Source organism: Burkholderia sp. KBS0801, from assembly GCF_005937855.2.
GTDB classification, from domain to species: domain Bacteria; phylum Pseudomonadota; class Gammaproteobacteria; order Burkholderiales; family Burkholderiaceae; genus Burkholderia; species Burkholderia ambifaria.
Genome location: NZ_CP042177.1, coordinates 409049 through 434693, shown reverse-complemented (window position 1 = coordinate 434693; position 25645 = coordinate 409049). Strand labels below are relative to the sequence as shown.

General features: G+C 60.1%; 21 protein-coding genes. 14 read left to right on the top strand and 7 right to left on the bottom strand.

Translation table 11 applies throughout. From position 1 onward, the window contains the following. Positions 1 to 15: 15 nt before the first annotated feature. Genes FFI87_RS02115 through FFI87_RS02105 form a run of 3 tightly spaced genes read right to left on the bottom strand, consistent with a single transcriptional unit; the run spans position 16 to position 8316 of the window. The gene (locus FFI87_RS02115) at positions 16 to 459 is read right to left on the bottom strand and encodes an SMI1/KNR4 family protein (RefSeq protein WP_138848325.1); all 444 of its coding nucleotides are present in this window, start codon (positions 457 to 459) and stop codon (positions 16 to 18) included. After that, a complete protein-coding gene (locus FFI87_RS02110; protein ID WP_138848326.1) occupies positions 447 to 5093 on the bottom strand; it encodes an RHS repeat-associated core domain-containing protein in 4647 nt (1548 codons plus the stop codon). The genes FFI87_RS02115 and FFI87_RS02110 overlap by 13 nt, the downstream gene beginning before the upstream one ends. Positions 5094 to 5142: 49 nt before the next feature. Further along, complete coding sequence (locus FFI87_RS02105) at positions 5143 to 8316, bottom strand: type VI secretion system Vgr family protein (RefSeq protein WP_138848327.1); 3174 nt, start codon at positions 8314 to 8316, stop codon at positions 5143 to 5145. A 312-nt stretch (positions 8317 to 8628) separates the two neighbouring features. On the opposite strand from FFI87_RS02105, the gene FFI87_RS02100 reads away from it, so the two are divergent. Beyond that, the gene (locus FFI87_RS02100; protein ID WP_006751250.1) at positions 8629 to 9429 is read left to right on the top strand and encodes a cystine ABC transporter substrate-binding protein; all 801 of its coding nucleotides are present in this window, start codon (positions 8629 to 8631) and stop codon (positions 9427 to 9429) included. 82 nt (positions 9430 to 9511) lie between these two features. Here FFI87_RS02100 and FFI87_RS02095 read toward each other — a convergent pair whose 3' ends face one another. Continuing rightward, the gene (locus FFI87_RS02095) at positions 9512 to 9715 is read right to left on the bottom strand and encodes a hypothetical protein (RefSeq protein WP_138848328.1); all 204 of its coding nucleotides are present in this window, start codon (positions 9713 to 9715) and stop codon (positions 9512 to 9514) included. Between the two features lie 313 nt (positions 9716 to 10028). On the opposite strand from FFI87_RS02095, the gene FFI87_RS34760 reads away from it, so the two are divergent. Next, positions 10029 to 10160 carry a hypothetical protein gene (locus FFI87_RS34760; protein ID WP_261378492.1) on the top strand — a complete coding sequence of 44 codons (132 nt, stop codon included), beginning with the start codon at positions 10029 to 10031 and terminating at the stop codon, positions 10158 to 10160. 351 nt (positions 10161 to 10511) lie between these two features. After that, positions 10512 to 10733, top strand: coding sequence for a phage tail assembly chaperone (locus tag FFI87_RS35200; protein WP_315852893.1), 222 nt, complete (start codon positions 10512 to 10514; stop codon positions 10731 to 10733). A gap of 22 nt (positions 10734 to 10755) precedes the next feature. Here the strand turns inward: FFI87_RS35200 and FFI87_RS02085 are convergent, their stop codons facing one another. Next, positions 10756 to 12687 carry a beta-galactosidase gene (locus FFI87_RS02085; protein ID WP_138848329.1) on the bottom strand — a complete coding sequence of 644 codons (1932 nt, stop codon included), beginning with the start codon at positions 12685 to 12687 and terminating at the stop codon, positions 10756 to 10758. Positions 12688 to 13163: 476 nt separating this feature from the next. Here FFI87_RS02085 and FFI87_RS02080 point away from each other — a divergent pair, with 476 nt between their 5' ends. Next, positions 13164 to 13784, top strand: coding sequence for a hypothetical protein (locus tag FFI87_RS02080; protein ID WP_138848330.1), 621 nt, complete (start codon positions 13164 to 13166; stop codon positions 13782 to 13784). 428 nt (positions 13785 to 14212) lie between these two features. Here the strand turns inward: FFI87_RS02080 and FFI87_RS02075 are convergent, their stop codons facing one another. Together FFI87_RS02075 and FFI87_RS02070 are read right to left on the bottom strand one after the other, a co-directional pair. After that, positions 14213 to 15178 carry a hypothetical protein gene (locus FFI87_RS02075; RefSeq protein WP_138848331.1) on the bottom strand — a complete coding sequence of 322 codons (966 nt, stop codon included), beginning with the start codon at positions 15176 to 15178 and terminating at the stop codon, positions 14213 to 14215. 128 nt (positions 15179 to 15306) lie between these two features. Then, positions 15307 to 15882, bottom strand: coding sequence for a recombinase family protein (locus FFI87_RS02070; RefSeq protein ID WP_138848332.1), 576 nt, complete (start codon positions 15880 to 15882; stop codon positions 15307 to 15309). A gap of 567 nt (positions 15883 to 16449) precedes the next feature. Here FFI87_RS02070 and FFI87_RS02065 point away from each other — a divergent pair. The 10 genes from FFI87_RS02065 (at position 16450) to FFI87_RS02020 (ending at position 25445) form a co-directional block, all read left to right on the top strand. Beyond that, positions 16450 to 18366, top strand: a complete 1917-nt coding sequence (locus tag FFI87_RS02065; protein ID WP_138848333.1) for an AAA family ATPase — start codon at positions 16450 to 16452, stop codon at positions 18364 to 18366. Between the two features lies 1 nt (position 18367). Next, positions 18368 to 19429 (top strand): hypothetical protein, encoded by a 1062-nt coding sequence (locus tag FFI87_RS02060; protein ID WP_138848334.1) that lies wholly within the window; start codon positions 18368 to 18370, stop codon positions 19427 to 19429. Between the two features lie 518 nt (positions 19430 to 19947). Beyond that, the gene (locus FFI87_RS34750; RefSeq protein ID WP_261378491.1) at positions 19948 to 20259 is read left to right on the top strand and encodes a helix-turn-helix transcriptional regulator; all 312 of its coding nucleotides are present in this window, start codon (positions 19948 to 19950) and stop codon (positions 20257 to 20259) included. Beyond that, on the top strand, positions 20256 to 20780 hold the full coding sequence (locus FFI87_RS02050) for a hypothetical protein (protein WP_138848335.1): 525 nt from the start codon (positions 20256 to 20258) through the stop codon (positions 20778 to 20780). The genes FFI87_RS34750 and FFI87_RS02050 overlap by 4 nt, the downstream gene beginning before the upstream one ends. Before the next feature lie 327 nt (positions 20781 to 21107). Continuing rightward, a complete protein-coding gene (locus FFI87_RS02045) occupies positions 21108 to 21284 on the top strand; it encodes a hypothetical protein (protein ID WP_122652590.1) in 177 nt (58 codons plus the stop codon). Beyond that, positions 21277 to 21579: a hypothetical protein gene (locus FFI87_RS02040; protein ID WP_138848515.1), complete on the top strand. Its 303-nt coding sequence runs from the start codon at positions 21277 to 21279 to the stop codon at positions 21577 to 21579. The genes FFI87_RS02045 and FFI87_RS02040 overlap by 8 nt, the downstream gene beginning before the upstream one ends. After that, positions 21572 to 21784, top strand: coding sequence for a hypothetical protein (locus tag FFI87_RS02035; protein WP_004522499.1), 213 nt, complete (start codon positions 21572 to 21574; stop codon positions 21782 to 21784). The genes FFI87_RS02040 and FFI87_RS02035 overlap by 8 nt, the downstream gene beginning before the upstream one ends. Next, positions 21777 to 22124, top strand: coding sequence for a hypothetical protein (locus FFI87_RS02030; protein ID WP_138848336.1), 348 nt, complete (start codon positions 21777 to 21779; stop codon positions 22122 to 22124). The genes FFI87_RS02035 and FFI87_RS02030 overlap by 8 nt, the downstream gene beginning before the upstream one ends. Positions 22125 to 22133: 9 nt before the next feature. Next, a complete protein-coding gene (locus tag FFI87_RS02025) occupies positions 22134 to 22460 on the top strand; it encodes a hypothetical protein (protein ID WP_138848337.1) in 327 nt (108 codons plus the stop codon). Between the two features lie 108 nt (positions 22461 to 22568). Beyond that, on the top strand, positions 22569 to 25445 hold the full coding sequence (locus FFI87_RS02020) for a DUF927 domain-containing protein (RefSeq protein WP_138848338.1): 2877 nt from the start codon (positions 22569 to 22571) through the stop codon (positions 25443 to 25445). The last annotated feature ends 200 nt before the right edge of the window (positions 25446 to 25645 follow it).

The window sequence follows — 25645 nt, the reverse complement described above, 5'->3', positions numbered from 1 at the left end:
CGGCCCTTTTTTTACTTATACCGAGGGCTCAAAATACCAAATCAAGAAGTCGTTAAATGTAGCCCAACGGGCTTGGATCTTGCCTTTTAGGAAATCATTTAAAACAGAAATATCGAGATCATAGACGGCACCATCGTTCTTACCGTACAGGTACATCCCTTCGCTTTCATCCGACGTTAAAGCCAAATACTGCTCCGGAATACCGTATCGATCCCTTACATACTCTGTTTGGTCCGGAATTGCGGGGATAGATGGCCCCTCGATATCAAGCAACTCCGCAACAGGTCGAGGACTTATAAAACTGCCCTGATACTTAAGGTAGAACTGCCCAAAATCAGTACCTGGAGCAACGCCCAGATTCTGAAGTGCCCTCATGGCTGCTTTCGGATCATCTCTAGCGATATCTCCCGTAGATCCTGCCAGATACTGGTCGACTGTTGATGGAATCACAGATTGCATCCTCCATTTTTTGAGGCGTTCGCCTCTGCCGCACGATCCTGCCAGTATTGCTTTCGATCAATGTCAAAGGCGCTGCGGTCAACAGGGAAATCAGGGTTTTTTTGATTTCCATACGGATGTAATGCCTCGCGACCGGCGCCACTGGCGGCTCTATGTGTGCTGGTTGTGACTTCGAACAAGGGACCAGTCGACTGTTGACGCGAGTGGTGCAATTGCATCTGCTGTGGCACACCATCTTTCATCATAAATGGCGCGCCCCCTTCCATTGCTCGCTGCAAATTAGTCTTCCCTCGATGTTCCATATCCCAATCAATATCCTGCTGGAAAACAGTGTATGCGAGACCTGTGCCCTTCTTACACGGTCCCCAGCTCCCTTTCTTGAAGCGACTCAACCCGAGCGGATCGATCCACTCAACAGGGTTGAGCGCATATTGATAAACGTTGATGCCGCCTGCGAGGCTGATCGGGTCCTTGCTGACGAACCGGCTGCTACTCGGATCATAGTACCGATGCCGGTTGTAGTGCAGCCCCGTCTCATCATCAACCTGCTGCCCCTGAAACCGCAACGGGTTCCTCGCCACGATCCCCGCCGCCTTCGACGCCCGCGCAATAACCTCGCGCGCTTCCCCCCAAGCCTTGTACGACGCCTCCCACACCACGTCACCATCGCCATCAGTCAGCAGCTGCGGCGTGCCGATCTGGTCACAGTGATAATAGAACAGCACCGCGCCACCTCGCCGCTCCGGCACCTTCTGCAGCGGATCCTCCTCCGGCACATACCGATCGGTACTCTTCCACTCCGGCGTCGCGATCCCGTCGACCGGCCCCGCCACATACTGCGCCAGCGGCACGAACGTCCCCGGCTCGTAGATATAGTGCGTGCCCCGCTCGCCATCGCTCTCGTACGCCAGCGTGTCCCCATCCCACCCGAACACCGTCCGCTCGCCGTTCACCTCCTTCGCGATGCGCCGACCGAACGCGTCATAGAAATACCGCGCCTGACTCTGCCGCGACGTCTCCGCAACCCGCGCCGACAACAAGCGATTGAACTCGTCCCACTCGTATTCCTGCTCACCCGCCGGCGTACGCTTGCGCACCAGATTCCCGCGCGCGTCGTACTCGAAGTGCATCCCCGCATACGCCTTCAGCAGGTTGCCCAGCACCTTCGGCACCTCGACCGGCAACGTGCTTTCCGGCCGCACCGGGCTCGGACGAGAGGCGGGCGTCTCCATGGTCCGCACCGGATCGATGATGTTGCTCGCCGGATCGAACGCGAACCGTTCCTTCGCGATCGGACTGATCGCCTCGATCAACCGTCCGACCGGATCGTATCGATAGTCGATCCCGCCCTTGCGGCTATCCTCGATCCGCGACAACTGCCCCGCCGCGTCATAGCGATACCGCCGCTCGGCAAGCGGCGCGGGCGATGTCGACCGTTGAATCGTCTGCTGCAGCACGCGCCCCGCCGGATCGTAATGCGTGCGCTGACCGATCTTGCTCGACAGCACGCGCACCGTCTCGCGATGAAGATCATCGCGCTCGAACTGCACGCGCTCCTCGCCATCGAGCAGCATCCCGTGCACGTGGCCGGAACCGTACATCAGCCAGTCGACGGCATGCCCATCCGGCCGCACGGTCCGTCGCCGGTTGCCGAGTTCGTCGTATTCGTGATGCCACACGTAGCTGCGTCGTTCGCCGAACAAATCGTACGCGTGATGCTCGCGCACCAGATTGCCGACCGGATCGAAGAAGAACTGCACGCGGCTGTATCGATTCGCCGCGTCGATCAGCCGGCCGCTCGGGTCGTAGGCAAACCGCTCCTCGCTCTCCCCCGCGACCCGCTTCAGCAGACGGCCGTTTGCGTCGACGTCGATCGACGTCACGCAACCCGCTTCGTCGACCGAAACAAGGCGGCCGCTGTCCGGATCGTATTGATAGCGCGTCGACTTGCTGTCGAACGCAACTTCCTCGATCAGCCGCCCGGCCGGATCATAGTGGAACTGGTACGTCGCGAAGTTGGCATCGGTCAGCGCACTCAACCGGCCGAGACGGTCGTAGCGATACGCAATCGTCTGCCCGAGCGCATCCGCGCGGCTCGCAATGCGGCCGACCGCATCGTAGCCATATCGCGTCGATCGATTGAGTTGATCCGTATGCCTGAGCATTCGCCCTTCGGCGTCGTACTGCACGTGTTCGACACCAGCCGGCGAGCGAATCTCCGTCAATTGGCCATTCGCACCATAACCGTACGCAACCACGCCACCGGATGCGTCCTTGGCCTCGATCACGCGGCCAATATCATCGTACCGCCACTCCGTCTTCTTTCCGGAGCAGTCGGTATAGCTGGTGACCTGGCTCGCCTCGTTGTACTCGAGCGCCTTCGAGCCGCCTTTCGCATCGGTGATCTGCGTCGGCAATCCCTTGTCGTTGTATTCGTACTTCGTCACGTGCTCGAGCGGATTGATTTCCTCGACGAGATTGCCCGCATCGTCGTACTTGCGCTGCCACACGTGTCCGTTCGGATCGACGAGCCGGATCATCTGATCCTTGTCATCGTATGCCATCTGGACGACGCTGCCGTCCGCGAGCTCGTGCTGGACCAGATTGCCACGCGCGTCGTATTCCCGCCGCTCGATGCTGCCGTCCTGCCGGATATGCAGCACCAGATTGTGATGCGCATCGCGCCGGAACCACTCCTGATTACCGTCCGGATACACGATCCGATACACGTAGCCATGGATATTGAAGTAGTAACGCGTCATCTGACCGAGCGCGTCGGTCACATAGGTCAGGCGGATATTCGGGTTCCACGCGAGCCGGAGATCGAGGCTGCCGTCATCGGCATATTCACGGATGCATTTCGCGTCCGCGTTGTCGTCGGCATCCGCGCCATCCCATTCGAGCGTCATCCCGCGGCCGGTGCGGTCGGTATAGCGCGTCACAAGGTGACGGCGATATTGATACGTCCGTGCATTGCCGTGCCGATCGACCGCGCGCACGAGGTCGCCTGCCGCATCGTATTCGTAGCTCGCCAGCGTACGGCGCGCACCGTCCTTGAGCACGTGCTCGATCTGCAGGATCCGGCCATGCTTGTCGTGCTCGAACGCGAGCACATTGCCGCTTGCGTCGACGAGGCGCGCCAGGCGATCAAGCGCATCGTAGTCGAGCGTGATCGTATTTCCGGCGCGGTCTTTCTGCATCGCGAGTCGGAACGCATCGCCGCGGCGCTCATACACATGCAGCACGGCATGACCGTATGCGATCGTCACCCACGTATCGTCGAGTCGCGACAGCGTCAGGTTCTCCGACAGGTCGTCGTGCACCGCGCCGGCCGCAAGCGCCGGATACTCGATGCTGCGCCCTTCCGCATCGCGATAGATCCACTGACCGTTCCTGACGTCGATGCGCGTCGTATAGGGGGTGATCCATCGCGCACCCAGTTCGCCGTCGTCATACGCGGAAAGCCGGGAACGGTACGTCCGCTCCCATACGAGCGGCAGCGCGCCCGGCAGGTCGAAATCCACGTGCGAGAACGTTTCGTCGCCGAATGCGAAATCGATGGATGCGGGCGATGCCCCGACGCCGCAAGACTTGCACGCGCTCTTCCCCGGCCCTTCGGACGGTGCTTGCCCGTTGGTTTTCTCCAGCCCCTCTTGGCCGCGCGTCTTCTTCGCCTGGCTCGTCCCTGCCGCCTTGACGTCCGCGCTCTGCTCATGGAGCTTCGCGCGTGCCTTCACGCGCCCGACAGCCTCGATCAGCTGCAAGACCAGCCACATCATCTTGCCTTCTTCGCTGCCGGCGAGCGAACGGATCGACGTCGCGATCTTCGGCGCCTCGGTCCGCAGGAACGTCACCGTGCCGCGAAACGGCTCGAGCCATGCATCGGGCGCGAGCGCCGCCATGGTGCCCGCCGTCTTGTTCACGGCCTTCTTCCCGAGCGCCTTGGTGCCTTCGTACGCGAACTGGATGCCGTCGCCGACGCGGCTCGGGCTGTACCACGGCCGGGCGTCCGCCAGCTTTTTGGCGAGCTGCTGCTGGCGCCTCAGATTGGCGTTGGCGTCGAAGAGCTGCCCGTGCAGCGCCTTGTCCATGCCCGTCGCCAGCGCGAGCATGATCTCCTCGGCTTTCGATGCGCATCCGTCGAGCAGCTCGACGAGGCCGGCCTTCAGCTTGTTAAGAAAATCCTCGATCTCGGTCGCGCAAGTCGCGTTGATATGCGTGACCAGCACCGAGATGATCGCCGCGCCGAGATTGCTGCGTGTCGCCAGCAATTCGTGACGGACGAGCGCGAGCAGCGGGCGCGCCGACATCCGGAACGGCGCGAGCGTCGGCGGAATCGGAATGATGCCGAGCAGGTTGATCGCGAGGCTCATGTAGTCGAGCACCTGACCGCCGCGCTTCTCGACGATCTCTGCGATATCGCCGAGCGCGTCGACCATCGCCATGATGTTGCCGACGATCGGCACGGCGCCGGCAAAGGTCTTCACGTCCTCGAATGTGATGTGGTTGCCGCTGATCCGTCGCAACCACGCATCGAAGCGGTTGCCGCCCGCGGCGACATCCTTGGGGGAAACATCGCTGAGCCAGGTAACGGCCTGTTCCTTCTCGGCGCCGGGTGGAAGTTGTTGTGCCATGTTGTTTTTCGTTCGATTCGTTTTTTTAGACGGCTGACAAGCCGCCCTCTCAGGATTTCAGCGGTCCGCCAAACCCGGGGGTCGGCAGTTTCATACCGCCCGCGGCTGACGCCACCGTCGTGGCGCCCTTGCCCGCGATTCCAGTGACGCCGGGCAACGCACCCTGCAGCGCCCCCGACGCGGCATTCCCGGCCGGCGCGGCCAGCGCCGCAAGCCCACCCTGACGTGCGGCCTGCACCATCCCGGCCACCTGCTTCGCTGCACCGCTCAGGCTGGAAGCCGTCTGCAACGCCGACGCGACGCCCGCTCCACCGAGTGCACTCGCGGCAGCCGGCAATGCGGAACTCGCGAGCCCGCCAAGCGCAGCGCCCGCGCTGCCGCCGCTCACGAGCCCCATCGCCGCCGTGGTCGCCGCGGGCGCCATTCCCTGCAACTGGCTCGCGAGCTGACCGCTCGCCGCTGCCTGCGCGGCTTCCGGCGACGGTTCGACCGGCTCTGCCGGCCACTTCGCCTGCTTGAAGTAATTCGCCGGCTGATCCGACTCGCGCGGGTCCTTCCCGAACTCGACGCGTACCGCGCCGGGCGGCAAGCCGCTCACCACCGTATAGCCGCTGTTGTCGAGCGCACCTTTCTTCAGCACGGCGCCGTTCACGTCTTTCACCGTGAACAACCCACCCTTCACCGCTTCGCCGTTTACGTACTTGTGAAACAGTTCGAGCTGCCCCGGCTGATCCGGCCGCGGGCTCGGCAGCGGATAGCCCATGCTCGCCGGCCCCGCGAACGTATGCGACGCGCCCTTCACGTCCACCGCGCCCGGCGTATGAATCTCGATGTTGCCGCCCTGGATGCGGATATACCCGCCGCCGCTGGTCAACAGAATCCCTTGATCGGCCGCGATCTCGATCCTGTCGGTTGCGGACACAACCTTCACCGCCTTCTGCGCGGTCACCTCGACGTTGTCCGACTGCGCCTGGATCTCGACTTTGCCCTTGCCCGCGAACAGCTTCATCCCCGCGTTCTGCACGAACAGGCTCAGCTTCTGCCCGATGCTGCCGATCAGCGACTTGCCCGCCGCGACATGTACGCTCTGTCCGCTCGCGACGTTCACGTGATCGTTCGCGACCATGTGCAGCGACTGCTGCGTCGACATCCCGATCCCTGACGGGCTGCCGAACAGCATCACCGGCTCCTTGAACGCGTTCGCGCTGCCCGTGCCGCCGCCTGCCGTTCGCCCGCCGGACGTGTTGCCCGATACGTTGTTCTGCGTTGCGTCGGTGAACGCGCGCATCGTGTCTTGCGCGTCCTTCAGGCTCTCCGCCTGATGCTGCTCGCTCACGCCCGACATCGCCTCGACCAGGCTCTCGCCCGTCACGAGCTGCTGCTGCGCTTCCTTCACGTCGAGCGGCTGGCTGTTCGGCGCCTTCGGATGGGTGGTGACGTACAGGCCCTGGCTCGCCCGCACCGCGCCATACGCATCCGAGCGCAGGTCGAACCCACTGCCCAGATACGAGCCGCGCGAATTGCCGTTCTGGTCGATGATGTAGCCCAGATGCAGCAGGCTGTTCGCGCTGCTGCTCATCAGCTGCACGCGGTTCTGCCCGGTCGCGTCGTCCATCACGAGCTGGTTGTAGCCGCCGCCCGAATACTCTTTCGACCGGTATCCGGACAGAATCCCGTCGGAGTGCCACTGCGGCTGGTTCGCGCCGTTGTACACGCGCCCGACCGCAAGCGGCCGGTCGCAATCGCCACCAACATAGTCGATCAGCACTTCCTCGCCGATGCGCGGCACATGCACGCCGCCGTAGCCGCCACCGGTATCCGACTGCACCACGCGCACCCAGCACGACGCGTTCTCGTTGCCCGGGTTCAGACGGTCCCACACGAACTGCACGCGGATCCGGTTCAACGCGTCGGTATAGACTTCCTCGCCCTGCGGCCCGACGACGATCGCCGTCTCGAGATGCATCTTTGGCTTCTCGTGCTCGAACGGGCTGCGATACGGCACGCTCACACGCTGCGCTTCGACTTCGACAAGGTAGAAGCCGACCGAGCCATCGTCATGCGGCACGCGAAACGCGGGATCGGCACCGTAGCCCTCCTGCGCTTGCGTCAACGCGTCGCGCAGGCTGTACGGAAAGTCCGCGCTGCTGCTCGCGACGGGCAAGTTGTTCTCGATCCACCACTCGACACCGATCGCTGCGAACTCGCGCTGGTCGGCCGGATCGCGATCGTGCTCGGGATGATCCGACAGCACGAAGCGCCGGCCGGCATCGATCGCGCGCACGCCGCCCGCGCCATGGAAGCGCTTCGCCTGCGACTCCCATTCCTCCATGTGGATCTTCGTCAGATGGTCGCCGCGCGTCTGGTCCAGATAGGTGTACGCCCCGGTGTACTCGTAGACCTCGAGCTGATCGGGCAATTCGCCCTGGCCACCCATCGTCGGCAGCGTCGTGCCCTTCGGGTTCGACGGTTGCGATGGATTCTTGTAGTCGAACGTGCGCGTCGTCCGCGTCACGCTCTGCAGCGTGCGCGTGCCCGACCATTGCGTGAACGCGTCGGCTTCGCTCGCCGCGCCGCCACGATAGAAGCGCACGGTTTCCGGCGACAGCGACGCGAACGCTTGCAGGTTGTCGGTGATCACGAGCGTATGCGACTTGCCGTCGTCGGCCTGCTGCCACGTGCTGTAGAGGCCTTCGCTTTCCATCAGCCGGTGCACGAAATGCCAGTCGGTATCGTGCTGACGCGTGTATGACCGGCTCGGCAGCGGCTTCGACAGCGCGAACCGAAAATGCCCCTGCGCCTGCGGATGCTGATTCAGCACATCGCTGATGATCTGATCGACGCTCGTGTCGTTCCAGAGGCGCTGGTCGCGACGAAACTTCAGGAAATGGGTGAAATCGGCGAACGTGAGCTGATAGGTCGTGAGCCCGCCGTCGGCGCCGAGGCGGCGCGCGGTATGGACGTAGCCGTTGACCGGCCGGTAGCTGCGATCGCCTTGCTGGATCCACAACGTGACGGGCTGCGCGATCAGTTTTTTGAGTTCCAGATCACCATCGGCCGACAGCACGTCGAGCGTGAATTCGTATGCGCGCCCGATGCGCGAACGGCCGACCGCACGCTGCACGGTCAGCACGTTGGCCCCCAATGGCGTATCGAGCTTCAGCAGCCGGTCCTGCTGAAGCAACCCGCCGCGCAATGCGGCAATCGTATTCTGCATGTTCATGGCGACGGCCTTTTCTTCTTGTGACGCGTCCTCGGATGGCGCGCGATGCGATTTCGCTTGCGCGATTTTACAGACAAATTACGGCACGAAAGGGAAAATGCCCCTGATTTAAAAGCGCATTTCTAAATGCATCATGCGGCGACGTCACGCTGCACGGCCACCGCCGCCCGCTGAAATCGATTGCAATCAGGGCCAATTCGACTTCCGGCGCGCGCTGGTTGCGAGTAGTGTCTACCTGCCCGTATTCCGGCCCAGCCCGGGCACGCTCGATGCCCGGCGCACCATTACCACACTGAACACTGGAGATCTGCGATGAAACGTTCGAAGTTTCTGCTGTCGGGGCTGCTGCTCGCGTCGGCTCTCGGTTTCACGGCCGTCGCCGCGCACGCGGAAGACCTGCTCGACTCGGTGAAGAAAGCCGGCGTGCTGCGCGTCGGGCTCGAAGGCACGTATCCGCCGTTCAACTCGCGCGGCACCTCGGGTCAGCTCGAGGGTTTCGACGTCGACGTCGCGAATGCGGTCGCCGGCAAGCTCGGCGTGAAGACGCAGTTCATCCCGACCGAATGGAGCGGGATCATCGCGGGGCTGCAGGCCGGCAAGTTCGACGTGATCGTCAACCAGGTCACGATCACGCCGCAGCGCAAGGAAGTGCTCGACTTCAGCCAGCCGTACACATATTCGGCCGCTCAGCTGATCCAGCGCAAGGACGACACGCGCAACTTCAAGTCGCTCGAGGATTTCAAGGGCAAGAAGCTCGGCGTGACGCTCGGCACCAACTACGACCAGATGGCGCGCAGCGTGCCGGGCATCGAGGTGCAGACGTATCCGGGTGCGCCGGAAAAGCTGCGCGACCTCGCCGCGGGCCGGATCGAGGCGACGCTCGACGACCGCCTGATGCTGCCGTACATGATCAAGACGTCGAACCTGCCGCTGCGCTCGGGCGCGGTGCTGAACGGCGGCAAGCAGGAGATGGCGATTCCGTTCCGCAAGGGCAATCCGAAGTTCGAGAAGGCGATCAACGATGCGCTGGATTCGCTGCGCAAGGACGGCACGTTGAAGAAGATCTCGATGCACTGGTTCGGCAGCGACGTGACGGTGCCGCTCGCGCAGTAAGCGGTTCGCCGCGCTTTCAACGCGTCACGTCCTTCGCTGCGGCGAAGGCGTGACGCTCTTCCGCGGGTCTGTTCGTTTGCCCTCACGCAGCTTCGTCGAAGCGCGCGAGCAGCAGCTGTCCGATCGGCGTCAGCGCCGGGCGTGCAGCCACCGCATTCACGCGTCCCTGCGTATTGTCGACGAGCCGCTTTTCGACGAGCACGGCGAAAGCCGGGTTCGACGGGTCGACGCTGTCCGGCGCGCGAGCAATGCGCAGCAGCATCGAAAATTCATGTGGACTCAGCATGGTCCGTGTCTCCTGATCGTCCGCGATTCAACTCAATCGGCGTCGATCGTGTTTTCGAATGGAATGGCGCGGTAAATGGTCGGTGCGCTGTCGGGAGCGAGATCCCGGTTGGCCGCTTGCGCGACGCGGGCACGGCGTCGCGTGCGGGGTGCGCACGCCCGGATCGCGACGATGGTGCCGCGACGGGAATGTGCAACGTTAGGGGCGCAACGTGACGCGGGCGTGACAGGGGAAGGGGACGGAGTGAGGTGCGCTCTGCCCGGCGGAATTGCAGCGCTGTGGGGAGATGCTCGATTTGGCACGGCGAGGACCCATGCTCGAAATCGGCGCGAACACCCGTCACAAGGCGTTGGGCGATTTCAGCGAACGCGGCGACGCGCGAAAGGTTCTGCGAGAAATGACCGCGAAATGCGCGGATTTCGTGAAGATTTTGACACCGGAATAAGCGGGAAACGGAAGTTATCCACACCGCCTATATCTGCCTGCCAAACCAGACCACGCGCCCGATGATGGCGAAGTCCGACGGTGGCTTAGCCATGTTGACCGTGACGGCCGCCGCGCCACGCCCGCCGATCTGGCGGCACATCTCATTAATTCGGCTTTCGATTCCATCCGCCGGAATCGAAACGCGTACATCTTCTCGGTTCGGCACTTTCGTTATTGCTGTAAGTAATTGATGGAGCTATTTTTTTCAGGGGTAGGCCACGCATAAATGCGGGGTAAGAAACGGCCCGCCATTTATTGCGTATTGGGCGAGCGACTCGGTCGCACAGCCGGATGATGCGGACGTCGAAGCATTCTTCCGTGCCAACGAGGAATCCATTCGCGCGGAACACGTTCGGCTGTTTCGGGACATGGCCCTGCGCAGCACGGACAGCAAACCATCGCGCCGCCTGACGCTCCCGACGCTATCAAGGCACACGCGGTTGCATGGGCCACGTATCGTGAGGCCCTAAGAAACGTCCCGGAGCAGGAGGGTTTTCCCGTTCAAGGTGACTTGGCCGGCTCCTCCCGATGAGACGCCGGCCGGCCAATGAAGGTTAAGTGGCGGTCGAGCGGAGATCGATCGGCATTGGGTCAACTTGGTGCAAATCGAAGATCGTCACTTCGTTGTAACCCTTGCGAAGCCATGGGGCGGGACAGAAGAGTCTAAACTGCGGACCAACGTTCCAGTAACGGCCAATGTTTCGACCGTTGACCCATACAACGCCCTTGATCCATTGGCGCATGTCGAGGAACGTGTCGCCTACTTCGTTGAGCATCATTGATGCCTTGAAGAACAAGCCGGGGCGACGTGGATCAGTGCAGATCGGTCGCAGTGCCGCGACATACTCGGGACTCATGGGAAGGCAGTATGTATGCCATCCACGGAGTTCCGTTCCATCGAGGTATGCGGCGTCTGTTATCCCTTTTCGATCAATCATGTCGTCACCATAGTTCACGCGCCCCATGGCTTCGACAAGCACGTCGAGCGTAGGCGATCCGCTCGCGATAGGCAGCCGGTCCTCATTCGTCACAACGCGCAACGCTTCCGCCAAGTAACGAGGCATTTTCGCTCGACTGACTCCGCCGATATACGATCCGTCGGCGAAGACCGTTGCGTAATCGTGCACGTCGCGGAGTGTCAGTGCGCCGCTGATGCCCGGCATGTCGGCCTTGCGATACAGGATGAAGCCCGACGCCTGGCGGTGGTGCTCCATCGACTTGAGCGGTGCGTCATCGCCCGCGACGATCGGCGACGGCAGGTTGTCCCATACCGACGAATGCAGATACGGACGCAGCGCGTAGTCGCCGGACAGATCAAGTGCTGGTGGAGCGGCCGGCACATCGGGGAGCGGTGTATCGAGACGTGCCTGAATTATGGTCCTGTATTTCGAGAAACTCTCGGTGGCTCGTCCTTGCTCGTCGATCGGCGCGTTGTAGTCGTAGCTGGTGATGTCCGGTTGATACTCACCGGTTTTTGAGTCGAGGTTTGCGCCGGCGGAATAGCCGAAGTTCGTGCCGCCGTGGATCACGTAGATGCTGAACGAGATGCCATAGCGCATGAAGTCCGTGAGCTCGCGCGAGATGTCGGACTTTGCGCCTTGGAATTCGCGGTCACCCCAATGCGTAAAGAAGCCGGGGTAGAGTTCGCCGCCCATGACGGTCGACCCGGGAAACGTTTCGCAGATTTTTGCGACATCGTGTGCCTTCGGCCCACTGAGTGCGATTGCGCAGCCTTCAAGCGCTGTCCGGCTTTCCTGGAGTTGCTTAACCCCATCGTCGGTAAAGAATGGGCCGGGTATCCCGCCCTGCACCCATGCGTCGCGGATTTCTTCTAGATACGCGACGTCGTTGCCGTACGTCGCATACTCGTTTTCGATTTGAAGCATGAGGATTGGGCCGCCGTTTTCCGACATCAACGGTTTGATGCGCGGCACCAACTCGGCGATATATCGCTTCGCCGCGTCCATGTATCGTCGATCGCGCTGCGAACTGACGCGCAATTGGATGTCGTCGTGCGCAAGCAGATACGCCGGTAAGCCACCCAAATCCCATTCGCCGCAGATATACGGGCCTGGGCGCAGCAATACCCACATGCCTTCATCCTGGCAGAGGCGAATGAACGCCTCGACGTCTTGCTCGTCAGTGTCGAACTCGAATGTGCCTTCGCTCGTTTCGTGAAAATTCCACATGACGTAGACGGCGATGGTGTTCATCCCCATAGCCTTCGCCATTTGAATACGGTGACGCCAGTAGTCGCGCGGGATGCGCGGCGGATGCATTTCACCACTGCGAATCTGATATGGCTTACCGTCGAGCAAGAACGTGATGCCGTCTTCCCCGAAAGCAAATGTGTGCTTGTCACCGTCGTTTGGCGTAGGGCCAACGGCAATTGATCGCGGCTGAAACCGCTTGGCAGCAAGATCGCGGCTGCACGCGCCGAGCAGCGGCGTGAGCGCCGCTGCGAGGATGAATTCTCGCCTTTTCACTTCGTTTTATCGAAACTGATGGTCCCCGGACGCGGCCTCGCGCGTCGCCTGCCCTGGTTGGTATGGAAAATTTGCCGACTTGCGAGCGGCCTGTAGAAAATTCGTCTGAAGTATAGACGAATCGGGGACGGGAGCGCTTCGCGGACCGTACAGCTGGAGTGATAGACGGACGTCGACGGCGGTGGAGGCAGCGCCAGGCTGAGGCGCTCGCGCGCGGGAGGCTCGGCCATCAGCGCGACATGGCAGATGGAGATTGGATTGCGCCCAAAAAGAAAAAAGGGTTACGGAAAATTCCGTAACCCCTTTTTCGGATTTGGTGCGGCTGCAGGAATGGTATTTACGCCTTAACCATCTGATTCAAATAGAAATCGTATCAGACAAATATCCGATACACCCCCCAAACGTACCCCCATACATCGATAGAGCTGCGAGAGCGACCTCACGGAGCAAATGTGTATGCTTCAGGCGTCAAGGTCATGCACACGCCGACAGTGGAAAATTCAGGAACGATGGTCAGTTTGACCCCGGACGAGATCGCCAAACTCAAGACGACGGCAGTACGCGAACGACCATACGCGCCGCGCATCAGTATCGCCCTCGCTGTCCGGCTCCTGGATAAGAGCGATCGGTACTTCGACCCGTTCGCCGTGTTGGACGAACTCGACTATCTCGAAGGCATCCGCCCGACATCCAAAACAAAGCGTGAATCACGATTCAAGGGACCTCACCTCCAACCCTTTTGGCATAAGCACTTCAGCTCGGCCCGGCACCTTGTCCAAAATATTGGAATTCGCTGGAATCTCGCCGACGGCGGGAACAGAGATCTAGATCGGATGCTGCGCGAAGTTGCGGAGACGTACGGCGAAGATCCCGAACTGTGGCAAGCCTACCTCACGCACCGCCTCGTAGTCGGCGGGTTCGAGGAACGAGCCCAAAGGGGGCTAACTGGCGATTGGATCATCTACGCGAAACACGACGGCGCGAACTATTACTTGGATCTCGCCACGCACGAAGAGGGTGAGCTGGAGCACGCTGAACAGCTATCGCAAAAATTGCGCGATGGCTGCTTCGCGGAATTTCCTTTCGTCTTTCCATGAGGCACCGCCAAGGAAGCATGCACTCCGTACGCCGCCGGAACGAATTTTTGTTGGAGATTTGGAGACAAGCGCTCATTTCTGCCTGTCTGCCGCGACTGGCAAGGCTCCGACTATCTCCAAGTATGTCTCCAAAAACCCTCTTTTCTTGGAGATAAGTTTGGAGATACACGCCGGGACAAGGCACTGCGGCTCGCTCCTTCGACAGTTGCCCCGCGCTCTGGAACGCTGCGCGCAAAAACTCTCCCCCCGCCACCACCTGCCCGGCGGGGCGCTACTGGCTTTCCGTACGGACGCAAGCCGCGATAAACGATTGCCTTCTGTACGATTGGATCACTGCATTCACCGCCGTGGTCGAGGCGACACCGATCGATCCTCCTGACACGAAGCATCATGACGGCTAGGAAACGTTGGACTGCTTCAACGCACACCTATCCGATTCTGCTGAACACCTCGATCAAGTGCTTCTTCAAACCCGCCTCAACTTGCTCCTTACCTTCAATCGTATTGTCGTAGAAGATCGTCCTGAATCCCGACACGTCGAAAGGTAACTTTGTGCCCCGTTGCGCAAGCAAAATAGTCGGCTTCTTGAGTGCATGCGAGTAGCCAACCTCATAGAACACATTCGCGTTGGTCGGGGTTATCTCGGCAATGATCACATTGGATTCTCGGATCTGTCGCTCGATGTCGGCGAGAATAATGCCGGGACCGTGGCGCTCATCAGCGCGTACCGGCGAGACATTGAGACTTGCGCAGACTGGTTTGATAACGTGCGCATACAAGTCGTTGAACGCTTGCGAAAACTCCATGACGACAAAGGCCGACGGCAGGCGCGACTTCACTGCGAAATCGGTGACATCGACATTCCCTTGCGACATGAACCAAACGCCAGGACGCAGAGCAGTCAGGGACTCTTGCACATCAAAGTTGATCACCGGTACGCCGTCCACCCGGACTTTGATGAATGAGCCGAGCATTTCTACCTCTAGCTCATAGTGGTGCTCCGGCAGCAAGTTTTGCGGAGCGCCTACGGTCGCATGTTCTACCCACCGGCCGGGCGAAAGACCGGCTCCCGGCATTGCGCTACCCGTCCAAGTTCGAAGACTGCAAAGCCCCCACAGCCCGAGTACTGCGGTTAGGTGCGCGCCGGTCATCGCGTTTGCGCCGATGATCACCCCGGCACCACACTTAGGCACCTGAGGGGTGAAGTTGAAGGTCGCTTTGATTGTGCCACCGCTAAAACTTGCGTCGGACAGCGCAACTCCAATGGCCGCGCCATCATTCTTGATTTCCGATGTCGCTGGATCAACGTAGTCAATCGTCTTGCCCTGAAACGACAAGCTGGTCGGCGATGTGATGTTGACCGGCTCAAGCAAAGACACCCAGCGATAAGTCATTTGGCCTACTCCGGTGAATATGGCTAACGAAAATGTATCACGGCGTCAACTGGTGAGCAGGGCCATCGTCGATATAGACAGGCGCATGGAGGAAGCGGCACGCAAAACAGTCTTTGCTCGATTACGCGTTATGCCGCGTCGCGCACCCGCATGATCGTCTGACGGCTTGTGCCATAACACTTCGCGAGACTCGCCACGCTCGCCCCTTGACTCAATTGGTGGCGCACTTCGCCCCGTTGTTGCTTGGTCAGCGCAGACGGGCGGCCCATCGCCTTACCCTCCGCCTTTGCTCGCGCGATGCCGGCCTGCGTTCGCTCGATCAACAAATCGCGTTCAAACTCCGCAACAGCGTTTAAGACCTGCATCGTCATACGACCGGCCGCGCTTGTCAGGTCAACGCCGCCCAGTGCAAGGCAGTGAATCCGAATACCGCGATCAGCCAACACTTCAACCGTCTCGCGCACGTCCATCGCGTTCCGACCGAGTCGATCCAGCTTGGTTACGATCAACACATCCCCCTCTTCCATCTTGAGAAGCAACTCGGCGAACCCCGGGCGCTGTTGCGCGCTGACGCTACCGGAAATGCTCTCCGTAACCACCCGACGCTTGTCGACCGCAAAGCCGGCCGCCTCAATCTCGCGGAGTTGGTTAGCTGCAGTTTGGTCGGTCGTGCTGACGCGGGCGTATGCGAAGGTCCGGGACATGCTGCACTCTCAATATGTTCGAAAAGGATGTCCGAATCATACCGAATGTCCGTAAATATGAAAGCCTTATTTTCGGACATGGCTAAGCCCCCATGTCCGCAAGGGATCGGTTTTGGACATGCTCATTTGATTGGAGGCCGATTGCTTTCTGGTAGGTCGCTGGCACAGACAGGAAGGTGCCACTATTCGAACGACAACAACCAACCGAGGCTATGGCCGAATGCTCCAGTCTACGGACTCGACTCGTCGGATCGGCGTGTATTGGCTTGGAAGCGGTTCGGGAAGAGTAAAGCGACACCGGTAAACCTAGAAGTTTTGAGTTTTCACACAGCCTCGACCCACAAGAGCCGTTCGCCCGGGCTTCAACCCAAAGGGCCGCTACTCAACACAACGGTCATTCGTGCGACGTCACCGCCCGGAATTCTGACCCGCGGATCTACCGCGAGCGCGTCGATGCAGCCTACTTGACGTGTTCCTAAGCGATCGAATGACATATACTTCGCCGACGATGTAGATACGGATACTTGCGATTTCCGTCGCGCCCCGTTCTGAGAGAGACTTAAATAAATGTTAACAAAACTGTATCTCGAAAATTTTAAATCAATCGGCAAGAGGACATCCGTCGAGTTATCTCCATTGACTGTTTTTGCAGGATCCAATAGCTCTGGAAAGAGCACACTTCTGCAAAGCATATTACTACTTGCGCAAACCGTTCAGAGCAACGTATATCGGAGATCGATCGTTTTGAACGGGGCAATCATCCGCCTAGGAACATTTGGCGATATTTTTTCAGCGAATACCGCACCGGACTCTGCCGGCGAAAGCAAATATATTACCATCGGCTTTGATATGCAGCCGAAGCACGACGAACTTAATTACAGTCAAAATAGAAGAAACATATTCTTTTCAGAGGATCAACTCACTCGGACTCAATGCATTCATTTTGAGATGCGCTTTTCCGGTGGTGCCGGCGCTTCTGGGGCTGCTCAGTTGCAACCGGAACTGGAAAGAATCACATTGAGTTATATGCCGCGCGAACAGTTCGACGTGGACACGGACGATCAACTGGTCCTAAGACGCCGCCCTATTGAAGTTGACGAACTATTTAAGCGAGAAAGAATCGAACCGGGAACTATCTCGCAGCCGGAAAGAGCATCCTTCGCGTTCGAGGTCGAAAAGCCAAGTTCCTACACTCCGAGGTGGGCTCCCGTTCAAAGTCCAATAACGCTAGGAGCACACCTTCAGCACTTTTTGCCAAGGGCAATGACCTTCACGTACGACGCACTTAGCGCTCGGTGCAATGCTGTCTATCAGACGTTGACGACGGCTTCCGGTCACTATATGGCGTACGACGCAGGGGATTTCTTGTATTCAAATCCTGAAGCGTGCGGCCTTATTTTGGGCGTCCTCACGGAACATACCGAGCGACTAAATAGTCGAGAGGGTATAAGCACTTTCCTTAAACAGAGAACCGCGAAAAGTCTCTCTCAGCTCAAAAATAACTTTTCCGCGAAACAAGTTGCCGGATTTTTTTCTGAAATACCGTCTTCCTACCGTCAAAATTTCATTGCGGCTTTCAGTGAACCTTCATTCAAAAGCAAACTTTTTGAGGCACTTAAACGTGGTCAGAGAGAGGATCGGCGGATAGGAAGCGGACCGTTACCGGAAAATCTTGATTTTTCCGCAAACTACGTGCATTCATTCTTTTCCGAAAGAATTCGGTATCTTGGTCCGTTGAGGGATGAACCAAAGCCGATTTATCCTTATGGTGGCTCAATCGACTCACAAGACGTGGGCACAAAAGGGGAGTCGACAGCGGCGGTGCTAGATCTTCACAAGGATACGGAGATCTATTACATCCCCAGCAAATTGATTAAGACGGCACCCGGCTCCGTCCTGCCGGTTAAGGCAACACTACTGGCTGCGGTTTCAGACTGGCTCGATTACATGGGAGTAGCGCGACGGGTAGATACGCGAGACCAAGGCAAGTTGGGCCACGAGTTGCGGGTCTTGACCAATAATTCACGAGGCTTACACGATCTCACACACGTCGGCGTCGGAGTTAGTCAAGTTCTACCCATCTTGGTACAAGCTCTCTTAGTTGAGCCTGGTGCCTGCCTCATCTTTGAACAGCCAGAATTGCACCTGCATCCGAAAGTTCAAACGAGGCTGGCGGATTTCTTCCTTTCTGTCTCCGTCTTGGGCAAGCAATGCATTATTGAGACTCATAGCGAATATCTCATCAACGAACTACGTTATCTTGCAGCTCTCGCAAAAGACGACGAGGTGTCGAAATTGACTACCGTTTATTTCGTAGAGAAACACGCAGACGGTTCGGTTTATGAGCCACTGCGCTTCAATGAGTATGGCGCCATATCTAATTGGCCGGATGGTTTTTTTGACGAAAGCGAAGAGCTTGCGGCCGAGACCATTCGCGCCGCGATGATTAAGCGAAAGAGAAATAAAAACTTGAATAATAATTAAAATGACCATAAATATTTACATTGACGTTTCCTCTCTTGCGTGCCCGCTTGGAGTGCAAAATGCGAGTGATATGGTCGATATGGAGCACTACATCGAAGACCTCGTTTTTTTGAGAGATAATATAAAGTCAGAGCTTTACGCGTTCTACAGCTCGCCAACGCTTGCCGATTCACTTTTTGATTCTGGCCTGTACCCAGCCTTCAACGATTTAGCTCACATTCTGACCGAAACAGGACTGGCTGAAATATATCAGCCGAAAGACGTAAATAAGATATACGATGTTATATATAATAAAATGCCATTCTCGCAAATTCCAATCGAAGGAACTATTCGATATTCAAAAATATCAATAAATCCATCGCTTAACGATCTGGAAAATGAAGATATCCGGGCGGCACAGCATTCTGAAATGGGTCGCGCGGCCGTGGCGAAGACATCTGGTTGGCTCAGCTCTCAGCAGCTTTTGATCTTTGGTGATTTTGCCGCCCATCCACCTGAAGTCGAAGCGATTACGCAAGTAGAAGGAATTGCTGCTCAGGGCGATGCGGTATCATTTGATGGAAAAACGGCAGTTCAATATCCTTTGGAATTTGCAGAATTTTTCCCTTTTGTACGTCGAATATCGCGACTACCAAATGAGATCGATACGACGGTAGAGGCTAGTCGATGTCGAAATTCGGACCAACTGACCGCGGTCGTGTCGATTGCGATCGAACGCAAGGCACTCGAAAACAACGCAATTACTAGAGAATGGCGTTTGGGTCCACATTTTTTTGAAAGCATGGAGTCACTGCATCTTCAGAATGATTTGACCGCGACACGGGCAATAATCGATTCGATCACAGAGACGGTTTTGAAGATGAACCTGCCACAGACCCATTTGTTGCGCCTCAATGAGGGGGGCAATAGTGGTCGCCGGCGAGACGGTGACGCGGTGGCTTGGCGAAGGGATGTGGGTCATGAATATCATCTTCACTACTGGGAAGTTGGTGACCGCTGCGAACTAGCCTCAATTGTTGTTCATGGAGACATGACGATTCCTCCTTTTTCAGCTGCGAGTTAGTTCCGGCCATCAAGCTCGCCCGACGGCGGTCGTTTCTCGGTTCGCGAGCGAGCTTCTAAGCCGATCAAGGTGCGCAACCGCTGCGGCAGTACGATTGAGACTGCCGTTTCTGCACATGGGACGGCCTTTCGAGCGACTGTCTGACGATGAATCCGATGTCCGACACTGGCTGAACAGTGACACCATGTATTGCGGTCTTAGATAATCCGAGACAAATCTTTTTTGGGGGCAGACCTTTCGATATAATTGCAGTACTTGTTAGCACCTAATCGAACACGGCTGCAGGAATCTGTGGGCGATGCAAGGAAAAAAGGCGGGGAATGCTCAGTCGTTGAGCATATTTCGTCGCGCTGACGAGAGGGTGCCGGGGGTGTGCTACCAACACATCCCGCCGGCGATTTTTTGGCTTGGCTGCCTGTTCCATAATTGGAGGAACGACAAGAGCCACCGCGCCTAGGAAACGCATAGCTCTTGTTAGGACGAATGATACCGCGCGCGGCGCGCCGTGCAAAGTAACTTTGCAAGATTACTTTGTGCGTCTTCCGCAAACTTCATTGTGCCCGTACTTTGATAGTACGGCGTGGTTTATTGCCGCCGCTTTCCTCCTTCTTGCGGAACAGGCCATTTCTGAACAGAAAATGGCTCTTAAGATTCTTCGACTTATTGGTGTGCTGGATTGCGTCGGCGTCAAGAAAACAACGCTGTATCGCTGGATTCGCGAAGGCAAGTTTCCAGCACCGGTCCAGTTAGGTGCTCGTAGCGTCGGCTGGCGCGCGACCGACGTCCAGCAATGGCTCGAATCCCGTCAGTCCACACGGGGGCAGGCATGAGCGCGCCCTCCCTTATGATCGATCGCGGCGGCCCGTATGGTCGGGCGATGGGCGCGGCCGTCACGGCCCGCGACGCCGTGTTCGTGCGTTGCCGCGACGCCCGACTCCGCAAGCTCGCAGGAATCCTCGATGACATCGAGGGCTGCTTCTGGAACCGTGGCGACGACGCCGGGAAGCTCGTTGCGATCGCCGTCACGCTTGCCTCGACGCTCGCGCTCGAAGCCCCGCGTCTGACGACAAAGCAACTTGGCACCGCCTGCGAGAAGTTCGTCCAGGCGATCGCCGCTGCTGAACAGGATTCGAAGAACTATCGTCGTCGGCAGTATCGACAGCTGCGGAAAGCCTATCGCGCGCTTTACAACGACATCGATGCGCAGTGCACGGACAGGACGCGCCGCTTGCAAGTTAGCGCCCTGCTGCGGGGCGTGGCGCTCGGCCAATCACTGGCCCAGGGCAGCTCGCGACTGGATATCGAACAGCTCAAGCTGGCGACCGCTGTGCTCAAGGGGGAGGCCGCCTGATGCTCGCCCAAAGTCGCTTTGCACTGGCAATACACGGCGAGGGGCGTCGCGATTTGCGTCGTCCAGCATCGCGCAGTATCCTGTGCACGTCGCTGAGACAACAGCGACCCGGATTGGCGTCCGGAACATGCAAAAGGCGGACAACCGCCGCAGCGCGGTTTTTTTACGTCCGCACGCTAAGCGCCTTCAATGGTCGGGCCTTGGCGGGGGTGCCCTCGGGCACGCCGGTTTCCTTTTGCGCCGGTACGCCAACTCCGTCATGTGCTCGGCCACCCCAATTGGCGTTGGGGGCCGGGTTCCGAACCCAGCAAAAGGAGGTCGCACCCAATGCGCCAGTCGTCGCACGCCCGTACCGGGCAGCAATCCCACCTTATTCAATCCATCGTCCGCGCAGCACTGCGCGACGCGGCAACCGCCAGCACGTATCAAGATGCGCTCGACGCGACCGGCGCGGCACTGGCCGCAATCGCAGCGCTCGTCCGTGCGGAGGTGCGTCATGGCTGACCTGCGCTGCAAGATTGGCGATCTGGCGATCGTCACGAAGTGCGATGCTCGCTCGCGTATCGGCATGCTGGTCGAGGTGGCATCGGCTCGCCCGACGCCCGATCACGATTGGCGTGTGCGGATCTTGGGCGGCCCCGTCTCGGGGCGTAGCGTCTGCGGTCGCCGGTCTGGCGACTTCACGCACGCAGCCGCCCATGACTGGAACCTCACGCCGATTCGCGGCGAAGCGGAGCTGGATTGCACGGTCGACGTCCGGCAACTCCTCGCATCGATTCTGGAGGTGCGCCATGTCTAAATTCCGCCTGCCGAACGAAGTCACGATGATCGCCATGTGTGCGGCCCATCAGTTCGCCCAGCTCGAAGCCCTGTTCGATGCTGTCCGTTCGCATCTTGCGGAGGGCACCTACGAGCGGGCGCTCGTCGACATGGGGCAAAGCGTTGCGAGCCGGTATTCGGCCGAAATGCGCCGCACTGCGCAGCCGGAGGTGTGCCATGACTGACCAGCGCATCCGAACCGCGGTTGTCGACGGATTCGACAACGCACCGCCGTTGGATACGGGCGCACCGATCGAGCTGCAATTCGCTGTCGACCTGGGCGCGATCTGCGCCGACGCATGGCTCGACCTGAAAGGCGATGTGCGGCTGCACGACTACGCAGCGCATCAAGCCGCCGCGTTCGCGCGCGGCATGGAAGCCGCCATGCAGGACTCGGGCGACGTCGACGCGCACCGCGTGACGATCAGCCGCCAAGCGTTCGCGGCCGGCCTGATGGGGCGCGTGCAGCAGCATCTGTTCGCGGCGCTCGGCCTCGTCACGCGCGAACCGCGCATAACGCACTGAGGGGCGGCCATGGCAAAGACGAACAAGAATGCCGTGCAACCGCTCGCGCCGCATTTCGTGGCCGAGGTGAATCGCCCCGATCACAACCGCGTCGGCACACGGATCAGCGATGCGATGGAACTGCTGGACAGCCTGCATTGGGCGGCTGACAAGGCCATGTCCGATGACGATTACTGGCTTGTGCTGAGCCTGTTCCGCGCGTCCCTGCCGTCGATCGGCGCGGCGCTGGAGGCGGCCAACGACGCCCTCGGCGAGTCGCGGCTCGGCCGCTACGTCTACAGCAACGACGTCACGGCCGGCGGGGCGGTTCTGTCGGTGCCTCGCGCGGCCGGCTGACAGTCCGCCGTTAGGCATCGCATCTTCAATTCTTCGCGCGTCGGGTAGGTGCTTTCCCGATATGGACTACTAATCGGAAGCCGACCGACGCGCGTCCAGTGGGAACCTATGAGTCACGCACCCCTATCCGAATTCGAGCGGGCGAGAGTCGCGCTCGGCTATGTCCCGCCTGACGACCGCGACACGTGGAGTCAGGTGGGGATGGCGCTCAAGGCCGAGTTTGGCGAAGAGGGCTTCGCGCTCTGGAACGAATGGAGCCAAGGCGCGCAGAACTACAACGCCAAAGACACGCGCGACGTGTGGAAGTCGTTCAAGGGCGGCAAGATCACCATCAACACGCTGTTCCACGTCGCCAAACAAGGCGGCTTCGATCCGCGCGCGCATCGAGCGAAGCCGGTCGAACCAGCGGAGCGCGAGCGGCAGAAGGCCGAGCGCGCGGCCCGCGAAGCGGCCGAGCTGGCCGAGCTGACCGAGAAACAGCAAGCCGCGTCGGCGCTCGCTGAATCGATATGGTCGGCGGCCGAGCCTGCGCCGGCCGATCACCCGTACCTCATTCGCAAGCGCATCCCGGTCGACGCGCTGCGCGTCTATCGCGGCGGTTTGTGCATCGGCACGGCCGCATGCGACGGCGCACTCGTCATCCCGGCGCGTGACGCGGAAGGCAAGCTGTGGACGCTGGAGTTTGTCCTGACAGACGGCCAGAAACGCTATCTGCCGAACGGCCGCAAGGCGGGCTGCTTCTCGCTGATCGGCGGCCCGCTATCTTCCGCGCCGTCCACGCTGCTGATCGGCGAGGGCTACGCCACGTGCGCGACGCTCGCGGCCGCGACCGGCTATCCGGCCGCCGTCGCGTTCGACGCAGGCAACCTGCACGCCGTGGCAACGGCGCTGCGCGGCCAGTATCCGGACGTCCGCATCGTCGTATGCGCGGATGACGACCACACGACGAAGGGCAATCCGGGCGTGACGAAGGCCCGCGCGGCGGCCGAGGCCGTCGCCGGCATCGTGGCCGTGCCCGACTTCGGTCCGAACCGCCCGGCAGCCGGCACCGACTTCAACGACCTGGCTGTCCACCTCGGCCCGGACGCGGTGGCCGCCGCCGTGCGCGCTGCGCTCGCGACGGCCGGCGCGGCAGATGCCGGCAAGGGCAAGGCCGCCCCAGTCACCGCGAAGCCCGCCAAACGCCCCAAAACGGCCCGCGCGCAGGACGGCAAGTCTCGGTTCGTCGTCGACGACAAGGGCGTGTGGTTTCACGGCTTCAACAATCAGGGCGATCCGCTGCCGCCGCATTGGGTCAGCACGCGGATCGATGTGATTGCGGAGACCCGGAACGAGATGAACAGCGAGTGGGGCTACCTGCTCGAATTCACGGACCGCGACGGCATCCTGAAACGATGGGCGGTGCCGGCCGGCCTCTTTGCCGGCGACGGTACGGAGCTGCGCCGCATGCTGCTCGATATGGGCGTGAAGCTCGGTGTGACGCAGATCGCCCGCACGCAGATCGCGAACTATGTGCAGATGGCACAGCCGGACGAGCGCGTGCGCTGCGTGCCGCGCGTCGGCTGGCATCACGGCGCGTTCGTGCTGCCCGATCGCGTCATCGGTACCGGCAAAGAGGCGCTGATCTATCAGGCTGATACGCCGATCCAGAGCCAGTTCAAGGAGCGCGGCACGCTGGACGACTGGCAACGCGAGGTCGCGGCCTACTGCGTCGGCAATAGCCGGCTGCTGTTCTGCGTTGCTACCGCCTTCGCTGGTCCGTTGCTGCACTTCTCCGGGCTTCAGTCGGGCGGCTTTCACTTGCTCGGCACGACGTCCAAGGGCAAGTCGACCGGCGGCGTCATCGCCGCGTCCGTATTCGGCTCGCCGGATTATGTGCGAAGCTGGAAGGCGACCGACAACGCGCTCGAAGCGGTCGCGACGCAGCATAGCGACGCGCTGCTGATCCTCGATGAAATCGGACAGGTCGAGCCGCGCTTGGTCGGCGATGTGATTTATATGCTCGCGAACGAGTCGGGCAAGGCCCGCGCGTCTCGTAGTGGCTCGGCCAAGCCCGTGCTCACGTGGCGGCTGCTGTTCCTGTCGAACGGCGAAAAGAGCGTGTCCGCGCTGATGGCTGAGGGCAACAAGCCGATGAAAGGCGGTATCGAGGTGCGCTTGCCCGCGATCCCGGCCGAGGTGGGCGAAATGGGCGTCGTGGAGAAGCTGCACGGCTTCCCGACGCCGGCCGCGCTGATCGAGCATCTAGAGCGGCACGCCGGCATGCACTACGGCACGGCCGGCCCCGCGTTCATCGAATGGGTGTCGTCGCAGGCGGGCGAGCTGGCCGAGCATCTGCGCATGCGCGTCGATGAGCTGGTCGGGCAATGGGTGCCGGACGGATCGCATTCGCAGGTCGCGCGCGTGGCTAAACGGTTCTGCCTCGTTGCGGTGGCCGGCGAGCTGGCGACGGCGCACGGGCTGACTGGCTGGCCGCGGGGCGAAGCGGTCGAGGCCGCCCGTCGCTGCTTCGAAGGCTGGCTCGAACTGCGCGGCGGCACCGGCAACTCGGACGAGGCGGAAGCCGTGCGGCAGGTACAGCACTTCCTCGCCGCACACGGCGACAACCGCTTCGTGTGGATGAACCGGGCGCAGGACGACCATCGGCCGAACGTGCCGCATCGAGCGGGTTTCAAGCAGCACGTGAAGCGTGACGAGCGCCGCACGCCCATCGCATCCGATCGGGAGTATTACGCCGAGTTCGGCGGCAAGATGAGCGCCGACGATGCGGAAAGCGTCGAGACGGAATACCTGATCGAAGCGGCCGTGTTTCGCAAGGACGTGTGCGCCGGCTTCGATCACAAGATCGTCGCCAAGGCACTGATGAAGCGGGGCGTGCTGATGCCGCGTAGCGACGGCTATCCGTACCGGCAGGAGTACATCCCCGGTCACGGCAAGTTCATGGTCTATCGCGTGTTGCCGTCCATCTTCACGCTTGAGCTGTGAAAGACGCCGCCGCCGTCCGGTAGGGTGGTGGCGGGCATTCCTTTGCGCGGCATTTTTGGCCCGCACTTCAAAGTTACTTTGGGCGGATACGCGCCAGACGGAACAGGGTCGGCGATTGCCGCGAATCTTGCCGTAGCCGTAACAATCCGGGCTGGTTTATCTCCAGTATCTCCAGCGTTCTCCAAATCGTTTGGAGACAC